Annotated in this window: 17 protein-coding genes; 7 read left to right on the top strand and 10 right to left on the bottom strand. The window is 66.6% G+C overall.

From position 1 onward, the window contains the following. Positions 1 to 28: 28 nt before the first annotated feature. The 3 genes from A3CW_RS0136960 to A3CW_RS0136970 all read left to right on the top strand — a co-directional run bounded on the left by A3CW_RS0136960 (position 29) and on the right by A3CW_RS0136970 (position 2,375). Positions 29 to 1,258, top strand: coding sequence for a YbfB/YjiJ family MFS transporter (locus A3CW_RS0136960; RefSeq protein WP_028208025.1), 1,230 nt, complete (start codon positions 29 to 31; stop codon positions 1,256 to 1,258). Between the two features lie 93 nt (positions 1,259 to 1,351). After that, positions 1,352 to 1,882, top strand: a complete 531-nt coding sequence (locus tag A3CW_RS0136965) for an NUDIX domain-containing protein (protein WP_028208026.1) — start codon at positions 1,352 to 1,354, stop codon at positions 1,880 to 1,882. Positions 1,883 to 1,934: 52 nt separating this feature from the next. Beyond that, entirely contained in the window at positions 1,935 to 2,375 is a 441-nt protein-coding gene (locus A3CW_RS0136970; protein WP_028208027.1) for an acyl-CoA thioesterase, read from the top strand. A 63-nt stretch (positions 2,376 to 2,438) separates the two neighbouring features. On the opposite strand, the gene A3CW_RS0136975 is transcribed toward A3CW_RS0136970, so the two are convergent. The 3 genes from A3CW_RS0136975 to A3CW_RS0136985 all read right to left on the bottom strand — a co-directional run bounded on the left by A3CW_RS0136975 (position 2,439) and on the right by A3CW_RS0136985 (position 5,307). Further along, positions 2,439 to 3,350: an ATP adenylyltransferase family protein gene (locus A3CW_RS0136975; protein ID WP_028208028.1), complete on the bottom strand. Its 912-nt coding sequence runs from the start codon at positions 3,348 to 3,350 to the stop codon at positions 2,439 to 2,441. A 6-nt stretch (positions 3,351 to 3,356) separates the two neighbouring features. Beyond that, complete coding sequence (locus tag A3CW_RS0136980) at positions 3,357 to 3,842, bottom strand: adenosine-specific kinase (RefSeq protein ID WP_028208029.1); 486 nt, start codon at positions 3,840 to 3,842, stop codon at positions 3,357 to 3,359. 208 nt (positions 3,843 to 4,050) lie between these two features. Beyond that, positions 4,051 to 5,307: an MFS transporter gene (locus A3CW_RS0136985; RefSeq protein WP_028208030.1), complete on the bottom strand. Its 1,257-nt coding sequence runs from the start codon at positions 5,305 to 5,307 to the stop codon at positions 4,051 to 4,053. A gap of 417 nt (positions 5,308 to 5,724) precedes the next feature. On the opposite strand from A3CW_RS0136985, the gene A3CW_RS0136990 reads away from it, so the two are divergent. Next, positions 5,725 to 7,407, top strand: coding sequence for a methyl-accepting chemotaxis protein (locus tag A3CW_RS0136990; RefSeq protein ID WP_028208031.1), 1,683 nt, complete (start codon positions 5,725 to 5,727; stop codon positions 7,405 to 7,407). Positions 7,408 to 7,481: 74 nt separating this feature from the next. Here the strand turns inward: A3CW_RS0136990 and iolB are convergent, their stop codons facing one another. The 7 genes from iolB to A3CW_RS0137025 all read right to left on the bottom strand — a co-directional run bounded on the left by iolB (position 7,482) and on the right by A3CW_RS0137025 (position 16,541). Continuing rightward, positions 7,482 to 8,285, bottom strand: a complete 804-nt coding sequence (gene iolB / locus A3CW_RS0136995; RefSeq protein WP_028208032.1) for a 5-deoxy-glucuronate isomerase — start codon at positions 8,283 to 8,285, stop codon at positions 7,482 to 7,484. Continuing rightward, complete coding sequence (gene iolE, locus A3CW_RS0137000) at positions 8,282 to 9,196, bottom strand: myo-inosose-2 dehydratase (RefSeq protein ID WP_028208033.1); 915 nt, start codon at positions 9,194 to 9,196, stop codon at positions 8,282 to 8,284. Before iolE ends, iolB begins: the two co-directional genes overlap by 4 nt. A 33-nt stretch (positions 9,197 to 9,229) precedes the next feature. Further along, positions 9,230 to 11,221: a 3D-(3,5/4)-trihydroxycyclohexane-1,2-dione acylhydrolase (decyclizing) gene (iolD, locus tag A3CW_RS0137005; RefSeq protein ID WP_028208034.1), complete on the bottom strand. Its 1,992-nt coding sequence runs from the start codon at positions 11,219 to 11,221 to the stop codon at positions 9,230 to 9,232. Further along, the gene (locus A3CW_RS0137010; RefSeq protein ID WP_028208035.1) at positions 11,218 to 13,218 is read right to left on the bottom strand and encodes a bifunctional 5-dehydro-2-deoxygluconokinase/5-dehydro-2-deoxyphosphogluconate aldolase; all 2,001 of its coding nucleotides are present in this window, start codon (positions 13,216 to 13,218) and stop codon (positions 11,218 to 11,220) included. Before A3CW_RS0137010 ends, iolD begins: the two co-directional genes overlap by 4 nt. A gap of 37 nt (positions 13,219 to 13,255) precedes the next feature. After that, entirely contained in the window at positions 13,256 to 14,065 is an 810-nt protein-coding gene (locus tag A3CW_RS0137015) for an ATP-binding cassette domain-containing protein (RefSeq protein ID WP_028208036.1), read from the bottom strand. 13 nt (positions 14,066 to 14,078) lie between these two features. Beyond that, entirely contained in the window at positions 14,079 to 15,242 is a 1,164-nt protein-coding gene (locus A3CW_RS0137020; RefSeq protein ID WP_028208037.1) for an ABC transporter permease, read from the bottom strand. Between the two features lie 237 nt (positions 15,243 to 15,479). Next, complete coding sequence (locus A3CW_RS0137025) at positions 15,480 to 16,541, bottom strand: sugar ABC transporter substrate-binding protein (protein WP_028208038.1); 1,062 nt, start codon at positions 16,539 to 16,541, stop codon at positions 15,480 to 15,482. 275 nt (positions 16,542 to 16,816) lie between these two features. On the opposite strand from A3CW_RS0137025, the gene A3CW_RS0137030 reads away from it, so the two are divergent. From A3CW_RS0137030 to A3CW_RS0137040, 3 genes are read left to right on the top strand one after another with little or no spacing between them, the layout of a single operon-like run. Next, on the top strand, positions 16,817 to 17,707 hold the full coding sequence (locus tag A3CW_RS0137030; RefSeq protein WP_028208039.1) for a MurR/RpiR family transcriptional regulator: 891 nt from the start codon (positions 16,817 to 16,819) through the stop codon (positions 17,705 to 17,707). Then, positions 17,700 to 18,722, top strand: coding sequence for an inositol 2-dehydrogenase (iolG, locus tag A3CW_RS0137035; protein WP_028208040.1), 1,023 nt, complete (start codon positions 17,700 to 17,702; stop codon positions 18,720 to 18,722). The genes A3CW_RS0137030 and iolG overlap by 8 nt, the downstream gene beginning before the upstream one ends. A gap of 58 nt (positions 18,723 to 18,780) precedes the next feature. Beyond that, a complete protein-coding gene (locus tag A3CW_RS0137040) occupies positions 18,781 to 19,836 on the top strand; it encodes a Gfo/Idh/MocA family oxidoreductase (protein ID WP_028208041.1) in 1,056 nt (351 codons plus the stop codon). The last annotated feature ends 13 nt before the right edge of the window (positions 19,837 to 19,849 follow it).

Here is a 19,849-nt window from a genome sequence, read left to right on the forward strand (position 1 = left end):
GTAGGTAGCCGCTTAATCCGCCGATCTCATGAACGATTACGTCCCCCGCGCCGTCCACGTTTCCGAACCCCGCCCGCATGCCGGTCGGCGCGCGGCGTTGGCCTGCATGGTGACGCTCGCCATCGCGCTGGGCGTCGGGCGCTTCGCCTTTACGCCGCTGTTGCCGCTGATGCTGCACGGCGGCGCGCTCGACCTGCGTCACGGCGGCTGGCTCGCCTCGCTGAACTACGCGGGTTACTTCGTTGGCGCGATCAGCTGCGTCGCGCTGCGCACGGCGCCCGCGAAGATCGTGCGCGCGGGCCTCGTGGTCACGGTGCTCCTCACGCTCGCGATGGGCCTCACCCAGCAGTTCTGGATCTGGGCCGTGGTGCGCTTCGTGGCGGGCGCGGTGAGCGCGTGGACCTTCGTGTTCGCCTCGCAGTGGGGCCTGCGGCGGCTCGCGCAGCTCGGCGCGAACGAGTGGGGCGGCGTGATCTACACCGGTCCCGGCGTCGGCATCATTGCGACCGGGTTGTTCGTGAGCGCGGCCGGTGGTCTTGGCGCGCGCGCGGGCTGGATCGGCTTCGGGCTGATCAGCGCGCTGCTCGCCGCCGTCGTCTGGTCGACGTTTGGGGAAGACATGCGCGCGCTCGCGCCGCGTCCCGCCGCGCGTGCTGCGGCTAGCGTCGCGCGCAAGGAGCGCGACGGCCGCCGCGCCGACGCCTTCTGGCTCGTGCTGCTCTACGGCGTGCCCGGCTTCGGCTACATCATCACGGCGACGTTCCTGCCCGTGATCGCACGCCATGCACTGCCCGGCTCGGCGTGGCCCGACCTGTTCTGGCCGATGTTCGGCGCGGCGCTGATCGCCGGCGCGCTGCTGGCTGCGCGCCTCCCGCTACATTGGGACAACCGCCTGATGCTGGCGGGCGCCTACGTGCTGCAGGCCATGGGCATTGCGCTCGGCATCATCTGGCCCAACGCCGCGGGCTTCTCGTTCGGCAGCGTGTTGATCGGCCTGCCGTTCACGGCGATCACGCTCTTCGCGATGCGCGAGGCGCGTCTGCTGCGCGGCGAGCATGCCGCCGCGCTGATGGGTTATGCGACGGCCGCCTATGGCGTCGGGCAGATCGCGGGGCCGCTCGTGGCCGCGCCGCTCGCGGCGTCGACGGGCTCGTTCTCGCCTTCGCTGTGGCTCGCGGCGGCTGCGCTCGTGGCCGGCGCGATCGGGCTCGTATGGCGGGCCTGGCATACGCGCGAGGCCGCACGCGGACTCCGATAGCACACTAGAATGGACGCTTTCGCGCAAGCCGCGAGCGTGTCCGCCGGGCCGCGCGGCCGGTTCCCAGCGCCATCGACCCGTGTCTTTCCCCCCATGAGCGACTACCAGTTTTGCCCGCGCTGTGCCACGCGCCTGACCGAGCGCGCCGATCCCGCCCACGAAGGCGGCCGTGTGCGTCTTGCCTGCCCGGACCACGCCTGTGGCTATGTCCACTGGAACAATCCGCTGCCCGTCGTGGCGGCGATCGTCGAGTACGAGGGCCGCATTCTGCTGGCCCGTAACGCGGCCTGGCCCGAGGGCATGTTCGCGCTCGTCACCGGCTTTCTCGAAAACGGCGAGACGCCCGAAGAGGGCATCGCGCGCGAAGTGCATGAAGAAACCGCGCTGCGCGCCGAGAGCGTCGAACTGGTTGGCGTGTACGAGTTCATGCGCAAGAACGAGCTCATCATCGCGTATCACGTGAAGGCGTCGGGCACGATCGCGCTCTCGCCGGAACTGCTCGAATACCGCCTCGTCGAGCCCGCGAAGCTGCGGCCGTGGCGCGCGGGCACGGGCCAGGCGCTCGGCGAATGGATGCGCCGGCGCGGCCTGCCGTTCGAGTTCGTCGAGCGTCCGGGCCAGTGATCGCCGCGCGCCAAGCGACGCTTTCCCGCCACGCCTTCCCTGGATCTCTTCGATGAACCGACCCGTCACCGTCGCCCGCTCCGGGTATCGTCACTACCTGCCGATCGGCACGCGCTGGATGGACAACGATGTCTACGGGCACGTGAACAACGTCGTCTACTACAGCTATTTCGACACCGTGGTGAACGAGTATCTGATTCGCGCGGGCGCGCTGGACATCGAGCACGGCACGACCATCGGGCTCGTCGTCGAAACGCAGTGCAACTACTTCGCGCCGCTCGTGTTTCCGGAGCGCGTGGAGGCAGGGTTGCGCGTTGCGCGTCTCCGGTCGTCGAGCGTGCGCTACGAGGTCGGGCTCTTTCGCGAAGGCGAGGATGCGCCCGCGGCGCAGGGGCATTTCGTGCACGTCTACGTCGACCGGGCGACGCGCCGGCCCGTGAGCGCGTTGCCCGACGCGCTGCGCGCGGCGCTCGAGCTGCTCGTCGTCGGCTAGACGCGGTTGGCTAGACGCGGTCGGCTAGACGCGGTCGGCCAGACGCGGTCGGCTAGACGCGCCTCAGCGCGGCACGCTCACGCGTTCGAGCGCCGTCATCGGGCCGAGCTGCGCGAGCGTCTGCAACTGCGCCGCATTGCGCACGAAGAACGAGCCGGCAAAGCCGAGCGAGTTGACCGAGATGCCCTCGACCCATTCCGTCGTGCGCGGCACCACCAGCATCCACCGCCGCGTGACGAGCAGGTTGTATGGGGCGCCCTGATGCGCGACGCCGCCCACGTCGATTGCGGGCACGCCCGCCGCGTCCAGCAGCGCGCGATAGCAGTCGAGTGCGACCTGTGTGGCATCTTCGGCCGTGCCGATGTCGGGGCCGAGATCGAGGCGCGCGAACGCATGGCGAAACGCGAGCCCCGGCACGATCGCGATGGGACGCGCGCCGTGGACCGCCTGCGCACCGCCGAGCAGCGCTTCGAGCGGCGCCACGTGAGGCGCGTCGCCTGCGAGCGGCAGCGGCACCATCTGCAAATGCTTGTGCGGCTGGCTCGCGCCTGCGGCTGCGCCGCCGTTGTAGAACCCGAGTCCGTCGATCTCGCGCAGCACCGCGATCAGCGCGGTGAAGTCCGCCGCGTCGAGCAGCGCTTCCTGCGGTTCGTAGCGCCGCGTCACGATCAGCAGATGCCGGTCAATCACATTGAACTTGTTGAGCAGCGCGACGTGGGTGGGCGAGAGGTCGCCGACGAAAAGATCGGGCTCGTAAGGCAGGAACGGATCGCGCGGCGCCGCTCCAGTGGATGAAATCGAAGTCTGCGGCGTGAACCGCGCCGCCTCCTTGCGCGCGAGATTCCCGGCCACGCGCACGGAGAAACGCATGCCGCCATCGTCGATGAAGGTATGCGCCGTCTCGATGGGATGGAGCGCGCCGCACGCGAGCGCGTGCGCCGTCTGCCGCCCGATCGCCGCGCACAGCGTTGTCATCGGCGCTCAGGCCTTGTAGCCGATGGCGCGCAACAGGTCCTTGCGCCAGCGCACGTCGTCCTCGGCCTCGACGCCCAGCGGCGGCATGCCGTCCACCACGCCGACGATGCCGCGCCCCTGGTCCGTCTCCGCGATCAGCACCTGCGTAGGGTTCGCGGTGGCGCAGAAGATGCGGCAGACCTCGGGCACGGCCTTGATCGTGTTGAGCACGTTGATGGGGAAGAAGCCGTCGCCGAGAAAGACGATGAAGCTGTGACCTGCCGCGATGCGCAACGCGTTTTGCGTCGCCATCTCGATGAGCGCGTCCTGCGTGCCCGAGCGCCGCACGAGCCGCTTGCCCGACGCCTCGCAGAACGCGATGCCGAACTGGATGCCCGGCACCGTGCCGTAGAGCGCCTCGTGCAGATCCTCGACGGATTTGATGAAGTGGGTCTGGCCAAGGATGAAGTTGGTGGCTTCGGGCTTTTCGATCTCTACCGTGGACAGTTGCATGGCGAACCTCGCGCGCGGGCGTCTCGAAAGCGCCGCCTTTCGCCGGGCCGAAGAGGCTGGCGGGCGGCGGCGGCCAACCACAAGCCTAGTACGAAGTCGCGGCGAGGCAAAGCGTGTGCAGGCGCACAACGAACAACGGCCGGAGCCCCGAGGGGCGTCCGGCCGTTTTGCAGAGCGACGCGTGCGCCGCTGCGCTTGTGCCGCCTGCTTATGCGGTCTTCTTCGCGCGCTTGCCTTCCACGTCGGGCAGCAGCACGGTGAGGATGCCGATGAGCGGCAGGAACGAGCAGACCTTGTAGACGAAGCCGATGCTGGTCGCATCCGCCAACTGGCCGAGCACCGCCGCGCCGATGCCGCCGAGACCGAACGCGAAGCCGAAGAACAGACCCGCGACCATGCCCACCTTGCCCGGAATCAGCTCCTGCGCGTAGACGAGGATGGCCGAGAACGCCGAAGCGAGCACCACGCCGATGATCACCGTGAGCACGCCGGTCCAGAACAGGTTGGCGTAAGGCAGCAGCAGCGTAAAGGGCGCCACGCCGAGAATCGAGACCCAGATCACGTACTTGCGGCCGATGCGGTCACCCACCGGACCGCCGATGATCGTGCCTGCGGCTACGGCGGCGAGGAACACGAACAGATGGATCTGCGCGGCCTGCACGGAGAGGTGGAAGCGGTCGATCAGATAGAACGTGAAGTAGCTGTTGATGCTCGCGAGGTAGAAGTACTTCGAGAACACGAGCAGCACGAGCACGCCGATGGCGCCCGCCACGCGTCCACGCGAGAGCACGACGTGCGGCACCTCGGCGCGCTTTTTCTTCATCGCGGGATGGGCCTTGTACCAGCGACCGATCTGCGTGAGCACGACCATGCCGACGAGCGCCGCCGCCGAGAACCAGGCGATGCTGCGCTGGCCGTGCGGAATGACGATCGCGGCGGCGAGCAGCGGCCCGAGCGACGTGCCCGCGTTGCCGCCCACCTGGAAGAGCGACTGCGCGAGACCGTGACGCCCGCCCGACGCCATGCGCGCCACGCGCGACGATTCGGGATGGAACACCGACGAACCGCAGCCCACCAGGGCGGCCGCCACGAGCAGCACGCCGAAGGTCGGCGCGACCGACATCAGCAGCAGGCCGCACAGCGTGAAGCCCATGCCGACGGGCAGCGAGTACGGCAGGGGCCGCTTGTCGGTGAAGACGCCCACCAGCGGCTGCAGCATCGATGCCGTGATCTGGTAGGTGAGGGTGATGAGGCCGATCTGCGTGAACGACAGCGAGAAGTTGTCCTTGAGCATCGGGTAGATGGCGAGGATCAGCGACTGGATCATGTCGTTGAGCAGGTGCGAGAAGCTGATCGCACCCAGCACCGAATAGACGGTGCGTTGCACCGCCGCGGGGGCGGAAGCGGCCGCGGACGAACCCGCGGCGGCGCCCGGCAGGGCGCGCTTGTCGAGACTGGTTTCCATGTTTTCGGCAGCAGCAGAGAGTTTTCAGCGGGCACCACGCCAGGCGGGCAGCGGCGACGGCATGAAAGGACATGTATAAGAGTTATGAGCGCAGTGTAATGTGTCTTGCTCGAACTGTACGGACAAGGTTTGTCGAGAATCGGACATGAGCGGCACGCCGTCACCCTGCGGCCCAATGCCGCAAGGGGCGGGAGCCAATACTCAAAATTGATCCGGGAATTTTGGCATCTCATTTTGGCCGTGTATAAACCGCCGTTATGCGCGCCCACGAGGTGTGCAATACGGGGCCGGAATACGAGCCGCACCCGCGCGTGAACGCGTTAAAGAATGCGCGGCGGTGTGCCGTAGACCGGGGTTGAGGCGTAGCGCAAATCAAGAACGATGGCGCTGAGCCTGACAACAATGCTGGAGACCAAAATGAAAGCAGTATCGCAAGGCGGCAGGCACGCGGGCTTCGTGCCGCAGGATCCGGCAGGCAGCGCGGCGAACGCGCAGCAACGCAAAACGGGACGCGCCGGCGCGGCGACGCGCAGCTCGCGGCTTTCCGTGAAGGCCACACTGCGCCTCGCCTTCGCGCTGGTGCTGATCGGCACGCTCGCCATCGGCGCGATTTCGCTCGCGCAAATCAGCCGTCTCAACGGCTCGACGCAATCCATCTACGAACAGGGCTACGTCGCGAGCCGTGCCGCCGAGGAAGCGCGCGGCCACGTGCTGCGCGCGAGCCGCGCGCAGAAGATGCTGCTCACCGCGACCACGGCACGCGAGCGCGACGAACTGGGCCAGGACATCGACAAGGATCTCGGTGCGCTGGAGCGCGGCATGAGCCAGTTGCAGCAATACGCGCAGGAGCAGGGCGGCGACGCGCTCGCCCTGCAAAAGAAGCTCGCCGATGCGACCACGGCGTGGAGCGGCCATCTGCGCGAGTTCGTGACGCTCGTGAAGCAGCAGCCGCTCGATCTCTCGCAGATGAGCTGGCAGGTGGGCACGCAGGACGTCTCGCTGCTCGTGGAGACCGGCAAGCTCGAAACGCTCGTCAACGACCTCGTCGCGCAGCGCGGCACGGCCGCGAAGGCGACCATCGCGAAGGCCGAGTTCATCTTCCAGTCGTCGTTCGTGATGATGGCCGTGGCGACGGTGGCGATGTTCGTGCTCGCGTTCTTCGTGAGCGAATGGGTCGTGCGCCGCATCGCGCGGCAACTGGGCGGCGAGCCCGCGCACGCCAAGGCCATCGCGGCCCGTATCGCGGCCGGCGATCTCGCACAGCCCGTCACGGTTCACGCACGCGACGCGGCGAGCATGCTGGGCGCGCTGCGCGACATGCAGAACGGTCTCTCGACCACGGTGGCCGAGATCGCCGCGAGCGCCGAGGCGATCGCCTCCGCCTCGGGCGAAATCTCGACCGGCAATCTGGATCTGTCGCGCCGCACCGAAGAACAGGCCATGGCGCTCGAGCGCACGGCGAGCAGCATGGAGCAGCTCACGTCCACGGTGCGTCTGAATGCCGAAAACGCCGAACAGGCCAGCACGCTCGCGGGCAATGCCTCGGCAATCGCGGAGAAGGGCGGCTCGGTGGTCGGGCGCGTGGTCGCGACGATGCAGGAGATCAACGACAGCGCGAAGAGCATCGCGGACATCATCGGCGTGATCGAGGGCATTGCGTTCCAGACCAACATTCTCGCGCTCAACGCCGCCGTGGAAGCGGCGCGCGCGGGCGAGGAAGGGCGCGGCTTCGCCGTGGTGGCGGGCGAGGTGCGCAGCCTCGCGCAGCGCAGCGCGGCGGCGGCCAAGGAGATCAAGACGCTGATCGGCGCGTCGGTCGAGCGCGTATCCAATGGCTCGACGCTCGCGCAGGACGCGGGCTCGACGATGGACGAAGTCGTGAAGGCCGTGCGGCGCGTGAACGACATCATCGGCGAAATTTCGGCGGCGTCGCGCGAGCAGCGCTCGGGCATCGAGGAAATCAGCCGCGCGGTCACGCAGATGGACGCCGGCACCCAGCAGAACGCGGCGCTCGTGGAAGAGGCGACCGCGGCTGCGCAATCGCTCGACGATCAAGCCAAGGTGCTCAAGCGGCTGGTGGGGAAATTCCGGCTGGCTTGACGCTCCTGCAGTTCGTTGCGGTCACAACGAAAAACGCCGCGTGGTTCTGCACGCGGCGTTTTTTTATGGACGCGTCACTTCGCGTCGCGCTCGATGATCCACTCGTGCGCCGGGTCGTTATGGAAGTGCCATTCGCGCGTGGGGCCCGCCATCACGTTCAGGTAGTACGAGTCGTAGCCATACGGGACGACGACCGGGTGATAGCCGCGCGGCACCATCACGACGTCGTGATTTTCCACGGCCATCGTTTCGTCCAGATCGCGCGCGTCGGTGTACACGCGCTGGAACGCGAAACCCTGCTGCGGATTGAGCCGGTGATAGTAGGTTTCTTCGAGCGCGCTTTCGTGCGGCAAGCGGTCGGCGTCGTGCTTGTGCGGCGGGTAGCTCGACGAATGGCCCGAAGGCGTGCGCACCTCGACCACGAGCAGCGATTCCGCGGGCGCGTCTTGCGGCAGGATATCGCAGACGTAGCGCGTATTCGCGCCCTTGCCGCGCGTGGAGCGCTTCATCTGCGCGGGCTCGATGAGGCGAACGGGCAGCGTGCCTTTGGCGGGCGCGCTCGCCACGCCCACTTCGGCGTTGCGGGTGGCGCGCACCGTCGCCTTCACGCCGGGCGGCACATAAAGGGCATACGGCGCGGCGTCTTCGAAGACGCTGTCGCGCGAGCCGAGACTCGACCAGCGCTCGCCGAGCGCCTCGATATCCACCGCGCCCGAGAGCACGACGATGCAGCTCTCGCGATCGGGCTCGCTGACGTAGACGAGTTCATCCGCCTCGAGCCGATATGCGGCGAAGCCGACATAGCGCCAGCCCGCGGTGTCGGGCGTGACGCGCGCGATCGTTTGGCCTTCGCGCGCGGCCTTGACCAGTAGAGTCATGCTGCCTCCTTCGATTGGGTATCCGTCGCATCGACGAGCGTGCGCAGCGTACGGTAACCCTTTTGGGCATATTCGTAAGACGGTGCGATCACCGGGTCCTGCTCGGCTTCGACGACGAGCCAGCCGCGATAGCCGTGACGCTTGAGCCGCGCGATGATCGCGGGGAAATCGATGGCGCCGTCGCCCGGCACGGTGAACGCACCTGCGAGCACGGCGTCGAGAAAGCTCCAGTTGCGGTTGCGAGCGAGTTTCATGACCGCAGGGCGTACGTCCTTGCAGTGCACATGGCACACGCGCGCAATGTGCTTGTCGAGTTCGGCAACGGGGTCGCCGCCGGCAAACGTCATATGGCCCGCGTCGAACAGCAGGCCCACGGCGTCGCTCGTGCGCGCCATGAGCTTGTCGACGTCGGCGGGCGTTTCGACATAGGCGCCCATGTGATGGTGGTACGCGAGCCGCACGCCGCGCGAGAGCGTATGGCGCGCGAACGCGTCCACGCGCGTGGCGTATTCGTCCCACTGCGTGTCGCTGAAAAAGCGCGGACGCTGATAGAGCGGACGCGGCGCGCCCTGGATCGTATCGGCGACCTCGCCGTAGACCATCACGGTTGCGCCGTTCTGCGCGAGCAGGTCCAGATGCTTCTCTACCGAGGCGATCTCTTCCTCCACGCTGCGCCGCGCGAGCATGCCCGAGTACCAGCCGGAGACGAGTGACAGATCGTATTGCGCGAGGAGCGCCTTGAGCGCCTGCGGCTCGCGCGGAAACTTGTTGCCTAGCTCGAAGCCCTCATAGCCGATCTCGCGGCCCTCGGTCAGCGCCTGCGAGAGCGGCGTCTCGCCGCCGAGCGAGGGCAGGTCGTCGTTCATCCACGACAGCGGGTTGATGCCGATGCGTACTTCAAATGCGCTCATGTGCGCTCCTCGATGTCTGTGTCGTCAGCCGCGTTATGGGTTGCCGGGTTCGTCGTCGCTGGCGGGCGCATCTTCACCCGCTTGCGCGCGTCCGCTGCGCTGCGCGACCTGTTCTTCATAGTGCTCGCGCGCCTCGCGCACCGCAGCGCGAGTGGACACCTCGGGCACGGCGACCTCCCACCACCAGCCGCCTTCCTCGGTCGTGCGCGCGGGGTCAGTGTCGATGCAGACCACGTAAGTGCGCGACGAAGCGCGCGCGCGTTGCAGCGCCGCTTCGAGTTCCGCGACGTTCGCCACGTGCTCGGCCTGCGCGCCGAGCGAGCGTGCGTGCGAGGCGAAGTCGATGCGCGGCGCGCCGAGCGGCCCTTGCGCGCAGTCGTCGAACAGGTTGTTGAACGGCGCGCCGCCGCAAGCCTGCTGCAACCGGTTGATGCAGCCATAGCCGCGGTTGTCGAGCACGACGACGATGAGCTTCGCGCCCAGCATGACCGAGGTGGCGATCTCGCTGTTCATCATCAGATAGCTGCCGTCGCCCACCATGACGATGACCTCGCGATCGGGCCGCGCGAGCTTCGCGCCGAGACCGCCCGCGATCTCGTAGCCCATGCACGAGTAGCCGTATTCGACGTGATAGGCGCCGGGCTGGCCCGCACGCCAGAGCTTATGCAGTTCGGCGGGCAGCGTGCCGGCCGCGCAGACGACGATATCCTCGGTGTACGAACGACTCGACGAGCGCTGGACAGCGCCGATCACATCGGCGTCGTAGGGCAGGCGGTTGCGATCCTGCGGCGCATGCGTGAGGCGCTCGATGCTCGCGCGCCACTCGTTGGCGAGGCCTTGGGCGTGGGCGGTCCAGTTCGCGTCGGCGCGCCAGTTGATCAGTTCGTCGTTGAGCGCGGCGAGCGCCTGGCGCGCGTCGGCCTGCACGGCGAGGCCATCGTGCTTGAGTGCGTCGAAGCCGTTGGCGTTCACGCCGATCACATGCGCGTTCGCAAAGAGCGAGTTCGAGCCGGTCGTGAAGTCCTGCAAACGCGTGCCCACGGCGAGCACGCAGTCGGCGTCGCGCGCCAGTTCGTTGGCGGCGGGCGAGCCCGTCACGCCGAGCGCGCCGACGTTGAGCGGATCGTCCCATGCGAGCGAGCCTTTGCCCGCCTGCGTTTCGGCCACGGGAATGCCGCGCGAGGCCGCAAGCGTCTGCAAGGCCTGCGAGGCGCGCGCATAGAGCACGCCGCCGCCCGCCACGATGAGCGGGCGTTTCGCGCGATGCAACTGCGTAAGCGCCGCGTCGATTTCGGTCTGCACAGGCGCGGGCGTGTGGAACGTCACGAGGCGCGGCGTGAAGAAGCTCGCCGGATAGTCCCACGCCATGGCCTGCACGTCCTGCGGCAGCGCGAGCGTGACCGGGCCGCAGAGCGCGGCGTCGGTGAGCACGCGCAGCGCGCGCGGCAGCGCCGTGAGCAACTGCGCGGGATGCACGATGCGGTCGAAGTAGCGCGACACGGGGCGCAGCGAGTCGTTCGCGGAGATGCCGCCGTCGTGCAGGTCCTCGATCTGCTGCAGCACCGGATCGGGTTCGCGCGAAACGAAGATATCGCCGGGCAACAGCAGCACCGGCAAGCGGTTCACGTGCGCCAGCGCGGCAGCCGTGACGAGATTCGTCGCGCCCGGGCCAATCGAGGTCGTCACCGCCATCATGCGGCGGCGAAAGTGGGCCTTGGCATAAGCGATCGCGCTGTGCGCCATGGCCTGCTCGTTGTGCGCGCGCAGCGTGGGCAGTTCGTGCCGATACTGATAGAGCGCCTCGCCGATGCCGGCCACGTTGCCGTGACCGAAGATCGCGAACACGCCGCCGAATAGCGGCTCGGTGCGGCCCGAGCCGTCCTCGCTCGCCACGCGCTGCGCAGCGAGATAGCGCACCAGCGCCTGCGCTGCCGTGAGCCGCACGGTGCTCGCGTGCGCTGCGGGCGTCGCGTTCTGCGCGCTTTCCAGCGAGGCGTCATCGCCAGGAGCAATGCGTTGATTCATGCCGCCTTCTCCTCATGATTGTCGTGCGCGCCTTGAGGCTCGGCGCGCGCGGCGCGCCACGCGCCGATCAGCGTTTCGAATGCGCGGCGTGCGCGGGCGATCACTTCGTCGTCGCCGATTTCGCCTGCGAGCCAGGCGAGGCTCGGTTCGTAGAAGATCGAGCGGCCCACCGTGAAGCCCCGGCACGTGTTCGAGGCGGCCGCGGCGCGGAAGCCCTCCACGAGCTGGTCGATCGGCGCGGAGAGCCCGAGCAGCACGACGCCGCGGCAATACGGGTCGCGCTCGGCGATCAGCGCGTCGATCTCGCGCCATTGCGCGGCGCCCGTCGGTTCGAGCTTCCACCACTCCGGATAGAGGCCGATGTTGTAGAGCCGCTTGAGCGCGCGATAGACCGTATCGGGGGCATTCGGCTTGCCGCCCAGCTTCGGCGGAATCACTTCGAGCAGTAGTTCGTGGCCGCTCGCCTGGGTGGCGTCGTAAAGCGCGCGCAGTTGCGCTTCCTGTTCGAGACGCTGTTCGATGGGCTCGTCGGGATGGAACTGCACGAGGCACTTCACTGTGTGGTCGATGGGCCAGGACGCGAGCGTCGTGCCGATCGAGCGGCCATGGTCGAACACGAGCGGCACGGAGCCCGGCAACTCGACCGGACGGCCGATCCACCAGCCGCGGCCGGTTGCGGCGTTGAGCGCATCCTGGCCGTAACGGTCATCGATCAGGACACCGATGCGTCCCTGCAAACCGAGCGTGCGCTCGGTCTGCGCCACGGCTTCGACGAAGAGATTCTTCAGATACGAAATGCGCGCTTCGCTTACGCCGGTTTGCTGCGCGAGATCGAAGAACTGGTTGCGGTGATCGAACGCGAAGCCGAGCACTTCGTCGTGCCGCTTGCGCGCGGGCGTGACGCGATGCAGGCGCGCAAGCGTTGCGTCGCGGTCGGGGCGGCGCATGCGCACGGGGTCGGCGGCCGCTTCGCGCAGGAAGTAGTCGAGTTCCACGGGCGTGGGCATGGCGGGCGCGCAGCCATGCCGCGAGACGACGAGGGCGCCGCACGCGTTGGCCGAGCGCGCGCAGTCTTCGAGCGAGGCGTCGCGCAGCCAGCCGGAAAGAAAGCCGGAGGCGAAAGCGTCGCCCGCGCCGAGCACGTTGAGCACTTCGACTTCCACGCCGCGCTGCATCGGCAAATCGTCCATCGAGGCGGGCACCGCGCCTTCCACGATCTGGCAGCCGAGCGGCCCGCGCTTGACGAGCAGCGTTGCGCCCGTGACTTCGCGCACGCGCCTGAGCGCATCGACGAGCGATTCTTTGCCGCCTGCAATGCGGAACTCCTCCTCGGTGCCGATCACGAGATCGAAATGCGGCAGGATGCGCTGCAAATGCGTGCTCACGCCTTCGCTCGCGACGAAGCGCGTCTCGCCGTCCGCCTTGCCCGTGAGGCCCCAGAGCACGGGACGGTAGTCGATGTCGAGCACGGTGCGCACGTTGTTGCGGCGCGCGTAGTCGAGCGCGGTGAGGCTCGTGCGGTTCACCTGTTCGGTCGAGAAATGCGTGCCGGTGATGAGCAGCGCTTTCGAGGAGGCGATGAATGCTTCGTCGAAGTCGCTCGAATCGACGGCCATATCGGCGCAGTTCTCGCGGTAGAAAATGAGCGGGAACGTGTCGCGGTCTTTCAGGCCCAGCAGCACGAGCGCCGTGAGGCGTTCGTGGTCCACGCACACATGGCTCGTGTCGCAGCCTTCCTTCGTGAGCGTTTCGACGAGGAAACGCCCCATATGGTCGTCGCCCACGCGCGTGAGCATGGCCGACTTCAGGCCAAGACGCGCGCAGCCGAAGGCGATGTTCGCGGAAGAGCCGCCCAGATACTTCGCAAAGGTGGAGACGTCTTCGAGCCGCGCGCCCACCTGTTGAGCGTAGAGATCGACGCCCAGGCGTCCGAGGCAGACGATGTCGCGGCTGCGTCCGGCGGCGAACCGGCTTGGAGTGGAATGAGTCAGGGCCATGTGTATTCCTGTTGGGTGCTGTGCCGTGCGGGCGTCCTCAGATGGTCGCGCCGTCGAGCTCGGCGATCATCTTCTGCATCTCCGCGCCGCCTGCCATCATGTCGAGCACTTCGTTCTTGCTGATCGTGTCTTTCGTGTAGGTCCCGAGCGAGCGACCGCGATTGAGCAGCGTGAACGAGTCGCCGATGGGGTAGGCGTGGTGCACGTTGTGGGTGATGAAGATCACCGAAATGCCCTTGGCGCGCGCGGCGTGAATCAGCCTGAGCACGTTGAAGCTCTGCTTCACGCCCAGCGCGGCGGTCGGCTCGTCGAGAATCAGCACGCGTGCGCCGAAGTGAATGGCGCGTGCGATCGCGAGGCACTGTTTCTCGCCGCCCGACATCGTGCCGATGGCCTGATGCGGGTCGCGCACATTGATGCCCATTCCGGCGAGGCGATCCTTCGCAATCGTTGCGCTCGCATCGAGGTCCATCACGTTGATGAAGCCGAACAGCTTCTTTTGCGGCTCGCGGCCCATGAAGAAGTTGCGCGCGACCGAGAGCAGCGGCACGAGCGCGAGATCTTGATAGACGGTGGCGATGCCGAGATCGAGCGCGTCTTTCGGTGAATCGAACGTAACAGGCTTGCCGTCCACGAAATACTGGCCGGAGGTCGGCTGGTGCACGCCGGCGAGCGTCTTGATGAGCGTGGACTTGCCCGCGCCGTTGTCGCCGAGCAGGCAGTGCACCTCGCCGCGCTTCAGGCGCAGCGTGACGCCGTTCAGTGCGATGACCTTGCCGAAGTACTTGCTGACGTTCTCGAGCGCGAGAATCGTGTCGCCGTCTGCGGTATTCTGGATATCGGACATTTGAGCCTCCGGCTTACGATTGCGCGACGCGGCGGCGCACATAGTGATTGAAGAGCACGGCAATGAGCAGCATCACGCCGAGGAACACCCGGAACCAGTCCGAATCGATGTTCGTGTAAGTGATGCCGATCTGAACGACGCCGAAGATAAGCGCGCCGAATGCCGCGCCGATCACCGAGCCATAGCCCCCCGTGAGCAGCGTGCCGCCGATCACCGCGGCGATGATGGCTTCGAATTCTTTCTGCAGCCCGCGGTCGGCAGCGGCCGAACCGATGTCGGACACTTGCAGCACGGCGAACAGGCACGAGCAGAACGCGGTGAGCATGAAGAGCGAGATCTTGACGCGCTTTACCGGCACGCCCACGTTCTTCGCGGCGTTGGAGTCGCCGCCCACGGCGAGAATCCAGTTGCCGTAGCGCGTCTTGGCGAGCACGAATGCGCCGATTGCGACGAGTGCGAACCACCAGAGAATCACCTTGGGCACGCCTGGCACGAGCGGCTGGCCGTTGTCGAGCATCTTGCCGATGCCGATATGCGCGAGGGCCGCGAACAGGCCCTTGAACGCCGTGCCGTGAAAGAGCAGGTTGGTCACGAAGTCGGCTTTGGCCACGTCGCCCACGCCTGAGACGATCGTGCGGTCGGCGAACATGATCGAGAGCGCAAGCGTCAGGCCGCGCAGAATGAAGAGGAACGCGAGCGTGACGATGAACGAAGGCAGCCGCGTGCGCATCACGAGGTAGCCGTTGAGCGCGCCGAGCGCGGTACAGCCCACGAACGCGAACAGAATGGAAAGCGCGATGGGCCAGTGGAAGTACATCGTGGGAATCGCGACCATCATGCCCGCGAAGCCGATCATCGAGCCGATGGAGAGGTCGAATTCGCCGGCGATCATGAGCAGGCACGCGCCGACGCTCAGGATACCGAGGTAAGCAGCGACCTGGGACCAGTTCATCACGCCGTCGAGATCGAACATGCCCGAGCCGCCCGCGCCGATCGCAAAGACGGCGAAGACCAGCACGGCGCCGGAAATCGCGGCGAATTCGGGGCGGCCGAGCAGATGGCCGAACCACGATTCGCGGCGCACGCGTTCGTCGCTTGCGCCTGGCTGCGGCGCGGGCGCGTCTTGCGCGCCGTCTTCCTGAGCGTGCGAGGGGAAGTGTTTGCCGGCTACACCCATGATGTCTCCTGTATCGACCAGAGTTGGTGCTTTAGCGCCTTACGCTGGTCCTATGCAAGGCGATCGGCCGTGGCAGGCGCGTTCGCATCTGCATTGGCTCAAATGCCCGAGCGCATTCCCTGCAAGCCACTGCCTTGCAGTAGAAGCAACACGGTGAATGGCGCGCGGCGAGGCTGGCGAGAGGCGATGGGCATCGGAAGATGCTGGCCACCGCCGCGCGTGGCTGACGAAAAACGCTTAGCGGTACTGACCTGCGTACTTCACAACCTTGTCGAGATTCTCCTTGGTGATGAAGCCCGGACCCGAGCGAATGTTCTTCGGACCGTACGAAGGCTGCAGGCCATAGGTTTCGAGGCGCTGCTTGAACTTCGGATTCGCTTCGAGAATCTGGCGGATCTTCTGCGGATCCGTGGTGTGCTCCTTCTTCACGATCGCGAGCACGGCCACGGGGATATAGCCCTGCAGGTACGGCTGCTGGTCGATTGCGAACTGGATGGTGCCCGCGCGGATCGCCTTGGCAATGTCATCCGAGAAGTCGAACGTGCAGAAGTAGATCTTGCCTGCGAGGCCCATCTGCTCGATCGCCTTGAGCGTAGCGGCCGCCGGCACCGGGCCGAGCGTGAGGATCGCGCCCGTGTTCGGATGGTTGCGCAGATACGCGCTCACCTTCGACTGGATTTCCGTCGGGTCCTGGCCGGAGTCGATCGTCGAGCTCTTGTAGTCCACGCCGAGCGCATCGGCAAAACCGCGACAGCGTTCGAACGACACGGCGTTGGTCGCGAAGTGATTCACGCACAGGAACGACTTCACGCCCGCGGCCTTGGCCTTCTCGCCGGCTGCGTGGCCCGCCACATATTCAGGCTGACCCACGTGCATGATCGCGCCGAGCTTCGCACTCTGTTCCTCGGTGCCCGAGTTGATCGTCACGAGCGGGATCTTCTTTTCCGTGACCTTGCCGATGGAGCTCTTGAGCACGTCATAGTCGGCGATGGTGACGATCACGCCGTCGTAGTTGCGCGCGGCGGCCTGTTCGATCAGCCGCGACATGTCGGCGATGTCACCGTTGGGTGGATTGCGGTAGTCGGTCTCGACGTTCCAGTCTTCGTCGGCCTGCTTGATGGCGTTCTTGATCGTGTTCCACCACGAGTCGGAATCAGGCGCGTGGCTGATCAGCACGAAATGCGCGTCGGCGGCTTGCGCCGTTTGCGCGCTGAGCACGCTCGCACCTGTCAGCCCCGCTGCCAGCGCGAGCACTGCGGCCAACCTTCGGAGCATGGTCTTGCCATTGCGTTGAGTCATTGTCTCCACCTTTCTCGGTCTGTCGTTCGTTCTTGGGGTGAATGCCGCAGCCGCGCTTTTGACATGCCGCTTGTTACCTGCACCAGCTGCCGCGCTCATCGACAAGAGTAGGACATCGCTTCGCGACTTGCAACGAAAATTTCATTGCAAATAAAAATGGAAAATCTGTTCCATTCGTGTGACACGCTGCCTATAATCGGCTCCGTCGGCATGCCGTGGAATCGAGGCCTGGTAAGGCTTTGCGGCAGTGCGGCAACCAGCCGAGGAAAACAATCATGGCGGATGACACAACCGACGCCGTAGCGGGCGTAGACGAATTGATGCAGCGCATCGCGCAGGAATACGAGGCGCTGCCGCGTCAGCTGAAAAGCATCGCGAGCTACATCGAACAGCACCGCGCGAGTGTGATGATGGACCGCACCAGTGACATTGCCGCGAGCTGTGGCGTGCATCCTTCGGCGGTGGTGCGCTTCGCGCAGCGCTTCGGTTTCTCGGGCTTCTCCGACCTGCAGGCCGTGTTCCGTCAGGCCTATGCGGGGCAGGGCGCCTCGGCCACGAGCTATCAGCAGCGCATTCGTCAGCTGATCGACGCCAAGGAGGGCGAGGCGAGCCCGGACATGGGCGGCGCCGTGGCGCGCGAATTCATCGGCGCGTGCCGCAGCGGGCTCGACGAACTCGAAGCCGGCCTCGATGGCGCGCAGTTCGACGAGGCCGTGAAGATGCTCGAACAGGCGGACAACATCTACGTGATCGGCGTGCGCCGCTCGTTTCCGGTGGCGAGCTACATCGTCTATGCCTTGCAGCACACGCGCAAACGCGTGCACCTCGTCTCGGGGCTCGGCGGCATGTACCACGAACAGATTCGCAGCGTGAAGAAGGGCGACGTGGTGATCGCCATCAGCTTCGCGCCCTATGGCAAAGAGACGCAGTACTGCCTGCGCGTGGCGCAGCAGCATCACGCCAAAACGCTCGTCATCACCGACAGCCAGCTTTCGCCGCTCGCGCGCCACGCGAACGCGCAACTCTATGTGAAGGAGGGGAGCGCGTTCGCGTTCCGCTCGCTCACCAGCACCTTCTGCCTGTGCCAGGCGCTCTTCATTGCGCTTGCGTACCGGCTCGAACTCAACGTGGAAGAATCGACCGACACCGGAGGATACGATGACTAGTGCAGCAAGCGGCGCAGCGACAACGCTGGATGTGGCGGTATTCGGCGCGGGGCGCATTGGCCGCATTCATGCGGGCAATCTCGCGCGCCAGCCGGGCGTGCGTCTGAAGTACGTGATCGATGTCAATCGCGAAGCCGCCGCCGCGCTCGCCGCACAGCACGGCGCGCAGGTCGTGGACGTCGACGCCGCGTTCGGCGACGCTTCGATCGGCGCCACGGTGATCTGCTCGAGCACTGATACGCATTCCGAACTGATCCTGAAGTCGGCCGCGGCGGGCAAGCATATCTTCTGCGAAAAGCCAGTCGACCTGACCATCGAGCGCGCACGCGCCTGCGCGCAAGCGGTGCAGCGCGCGGGCGTCGTGGCCATGATCGGCTTTCAGCGCCGCTACGATCCCACGTTTGCCGCGCTCAAGACGCGTCTCGATGCGGGCGAGATCGGCACGCCGGAAATGCTGATCGTCACGAGCCGCGATCCGGGCGCGCCGCCGGTGGAGTACATCAAGCACTCGGGCGGCATCTTCAAGGACATGCTGATCCACGACTTCGATATCTTCCGCTGGATTCTCGACGACGAGGCGCTGAGCGTGCACGCCACGGGTAGCTGCCTGTCCGACCCGGCGATTGCCGACGCGGGCGACATCGATTCGACAGCGGTGACGATCCGCACGAAGCGCGGGCGCCTTTGCCAGATCAACACGGCGCGGCGCGCGGCCTATGGCTACGACCAGCGCTTCGAGGTGCTCGGCAGCGAGGGCATGCTGCAGGCGGGCAACATGAAGCCGACCGAAGTGGTCGCGTGGTCGAAGACCGCTGTCGCGCAGGACGTGCCCGAGGCGTTCTTCCTCGAACGCTATCGCGCGGCCTACGCGCGCGAAATGGCGCACTTTCACGAAGCGGTGACGCAGGGCGTGCCGGTGCGCACGTCGGTCGCCGACGGCCTGAAGGCGCTGGAGCTGGCCGAAGCCGCCTCGCTGTCGTGGCGCGAGGGCCGTGTGGTGACGCTGGGCGACTGAAACGGAACGAGCGCAACTCGATCGCAAATCGAGCGCGGATCAAGCGAGGAGAGCAAGGATGCAGGCAATCGATCGTGCCCAGCCGTTGCGCGTGGGCGTGGCGGGACTTGGGAGGTTGGGGCGGCGGCATGCGCAGAACCTGGCGTATCGCGTGCCGGGTGCAACGCTCGCGGCCGCGTGCAGTCCGCTCGAAGCGGATCTCGCGTGGGCGCGCGAGGCGCTGCCCGCCGCGCGGCTGTATGGCGAGTACGCCGACCTGCTGGCCGATCAATCGGTCGATGCGGTGTGGCTCGTCACGCCTTCGGCATTGCATGCCGAACAGATCGTGCAGGCGCTCGAAGCGGGCAAGCACGTGTTCTGCGAGAAGCCGCTCTCGCTCGACGTGGCCGAATGCGAGCGGGTGGTCAACGTGTCGCGTCGTCATGCCGACCGGCAGGTCACCATCGGCTTCATGCGCCGCTTCGATCCGAGTTATCAGGATGCCTACGCAAAAGTGCAGGCCGGCGCGATCGGCAAGCCGTTTCTGGTGCGCTCGCAGACCTGCGATCTCAACGATCCCGAAGGCTTTTTCGTGCGCTTCGCGCCGACTTCGGGCGGCATTTTTCTCGACTGCACGGTCCACGACATCGACGTCGCGCGCTGGCTGCTCGGCAAGCCGCGCGCCACGCGTGTGTATGCCGCGGGCGCGATCGCGCTGCACGAAGGCCTGCGCGAATCGGGCGACGTGGACAACGGCGTGGCGATCTGCGAGTTCGAGGGCGGGCGCCTCGCGATGTTTTACGCCTCGCGCACGATGGCGCACGGCAACGACACATCGAGCGAAGTGATCGGCACGGCGGGCGCGCTGGCGATCGGCCGCATCCCGCGCGCGAATCGCGTCGAGGTCTACGACGCGACGGGCGTGCGCAGCGTTTGCACGCCCACGTTCTTCGACCGTTTCGAAGAGGCGTTCCTGATCGAAGCGCAGGCGTTCGTCGCGGAAGTCGCGGCGCGCAAGGCGGGTGGAGCGCAGAAGGGGAGCCTCGGCGCGGCGCTCGAAGACGCCCTGGAGGCCACGCGCATCGGCCAGGCGCTGCGCGAATCGCTGCACACGGGGGCGGCGGTCGAGCTGTAAGCCGTGCCGTGAT

It is taken from the genome of Paraburkholderia nodosa DSM 21604 (assembly GCF_000519185.1).
GTDB lineage: Bacteria > Pseudomonadota > Gammaproteobacteria > Burkholderiales > Burkholderiaceae > Paraburkholderia > Paraburkholderia nodosa.